Here is a 2500-nt window from a genome sequence, read left to right on the forward strand (position 1 = left end):
TTGGTTGCGGGAGTAGGATTTGAACCTACGACCTTCAGGTTATGAGCCTGACGAGCTACCGGGCTGCTCCATCCCGCGCCAATTTTGTCCGATCAGCGGATGTATGACTATCGTATTGAGAGATATGTTTTTGTACTGGTTCTTACTAGGTTTGGCGGCGACCTACTCTCCCACGTCTTAAGACGCAGTACCATTGGCGCGACGGCACTTAACGGCCGGGTTCGGAATGGGACCGGGTGTTTTGCTCGTGCTATGACCACCAAACCGAGAAAGAACCAGAACGTTCCGCAAGTGTTTCAGATGCGGAACCAAATCGACATTGTCCAAATCGCGTACACGTTTGGTGTGTATGCTTCTGATCCGTTTGAAGTCAGGTATTGCCTGGCTTCTACTGGATCAAATCAAGCCTATCGGGCAATTAGTACCGGTCAACTGAACGCATTGCTGCGCTTACATCTCCGGCCTATCGACGTGGTGGTCTACCACGGCCCTCAGGGATACCTTGTTTTGAGGGGGGCTTCCCGCTTAGATGCCTTCAGCGGTTATCCTTTCCGATCATAGCTACCCAGCACTGCTCCTGGCGGAACAACTGGTACACCAGTGGATCGTTCACCCCGGTCCTCTCGTACTAGGGGCAACTCCTCTCAAGTATCCTACACCCACGGCAGATAGGGACCGAACTGTCTCACGACGTTCTAAACCCAGCTCACGTACCTCTTTAAACGGCGAACAGCCGTACCCTTGGGACCTGCTCCAGCCCCAGGATGAGATGAGCCGACATCGAGGTGCCAAACACTGCCGTCGATATGGACTCTTGGGCAGTATCAGCCTGTTATCCCCGGCGTACCTTTTATCCGTTGAGCGATGGCCCTCCCACTTGGGACCACCGGATCACTATGGCCGTCTTTCGACTCTGCTCGACTTGTCAGTCTTGCAGTCAGGCTGGCTTCTGCCATTGCACTCAACGAGCGATTTCCGACCGCTCTGAGCCAACCTTCGCGCGCCTCCGTTACTCTTTAGGAGGCGACCGCCCCAGTCAAACTACCCGCCACACAGGGTCCCGGATCCGGATAACGGACCGCGGTTAGACATCAAGCAGAGCAAGGGTGGTATCTCAAGGGAGGCTCCACAGAAACTGGCGTTCCTGCTTCAAAGCCCACCACCTATCCTGCACATGCTCGGCCTAATGCCAATGTGAAGCTGTAGTAAAGGTGCACGGGGTCTTTCCGTCTAACCGCGGGAAGCCTGCATCTTGACAGGCAATTCAATTTCGCTGAGTCTATGTTGGAGACAGCGGGGAAGTCGTTACGCCATTCGTGCAGGTCGGAACTTACCCGACAAGGAATTTCGCTACCTTAGGACCGTTATAGTTACGGCCGCCGTTTACCTGGGCTTCAATTCAGAGCTCTCACCCCTCCTTTTAACCTTCAGGCACCGGGCAGGCGTCAGACCCTATACGTCGTCTTGCGACTTCGCAGAGCCCTGTGTTTTTAGTAAACAGTCGCCACCCCCTGGTTTGTGCCCCCAGCCCCTAGTTGCCTAGGAACCGGGCCTCCTTCTCGCGAACTTACGGAGGTATTTTGCCGAGTTCCTTCAACATAGTTCTCTCAAGCGCCTTGGTATTCTCTACCAGTCCACCTGTGTCGGTTTAGGGTACGATCTAGCGATGGAGCTATTTCCAGGAACCTCTCAACGGCCCCTCCAATCCGATAAGGAGGAACAATCTTCGAGATCCGTCACTTCCATCTGGCCCAGGAATATTAACCTGGTTCCCATCGACTACGCCTTTCGGCCTCGCCTTAGGGGTCGGCTTACCCTGCTCAGATTAGCTTTAAGCAGGAACCCTTGGACTTTCGGCGAGAGTGTCTCTCACACTCTTTGTCGCTACTCATGTCATCATTCTCACTAGTGATCTCTCCACCGGATGGCTCACGCCCCGGCTTCACAGAAAGCTCCGCGTCTCCAATGCGGGCGAACCCGCTAAGGAGACATGGAACTATGTCACACTACGCTCTGCTACCATGCACTATGTGCATCCTAAGCTTCGGCTCATGGCTTGAGCCCCGTTACATCTTCGCCGCAGGACAACTTAATTAGACCAGTGAGCTGTTACGCTATCTTTAAAGGATGGCTGCTTCTAAGCCAACCTCCTGGTTGTTTTGGTCGTCCCACCTGCTTTCCCACTTAGCCATGAATTGGGGGCCTTAGCTGTAGGTCAGGGTTGTTTCCCTCTCCACAACGGACGTTAGCATCCGCTGTGTGTCTGCCATCTAGTACTCCCGGGTATTCGGAGTTTGGTTAGGATCAGTAAGCCTGTGGGGCCCCATTACCCATCCAGTGCTCTACCCCCCGGGGTATTCGGATGACGCTCTACCTAAATAGATTTCGCAGAGAACCAGCTATCTCCGAGTTTGATTGGCCTTTCACCCCTAGGCACAACTCATCCCGACCTTTTTCAACAGGTGTGGGTTCGGACCTCCAGTAAGTGTTACCTTACCTT

General features: G+C 53.8%; 1 tRNA gene and 2 rRNA genes (1 of these 3 cut by a window edge). All 3 read right to left on the bottom strand.

The features are described from left to right. Position 1 precedes the first annotated feature (1 nt). Positions 2-78: transfer RNA gene (locus tag EDD52_RS23105), tRNA-Met, on the bottom strand. Positions 79-149: 71 nt separating this feature from the next. Beyond that, positions 150-264, bottom strand: a 5S ribosomal RNA gene (rrf, locus tag EDD52_RS23110). Positions 265-397: 133 nt separating this feature from the next. Then, positions 398-2500 (bottom strand): 23S ribosomal RNA (locus tag EDD52_RS23115); it runs 729 nt beyond the window's last position.

The sequence above is a fragment of the Primorskyibacter sedentarius genome, assembly GCF_004342065.1.
Taxonomy (GTDB): domain Bacteria; phylum Pseudomonadota; class Alphaproteobacteria; order Rhodobacterales; family Rhodobacteraceae; genus Primorskyibacter; species Primorskyibacter sedentarius.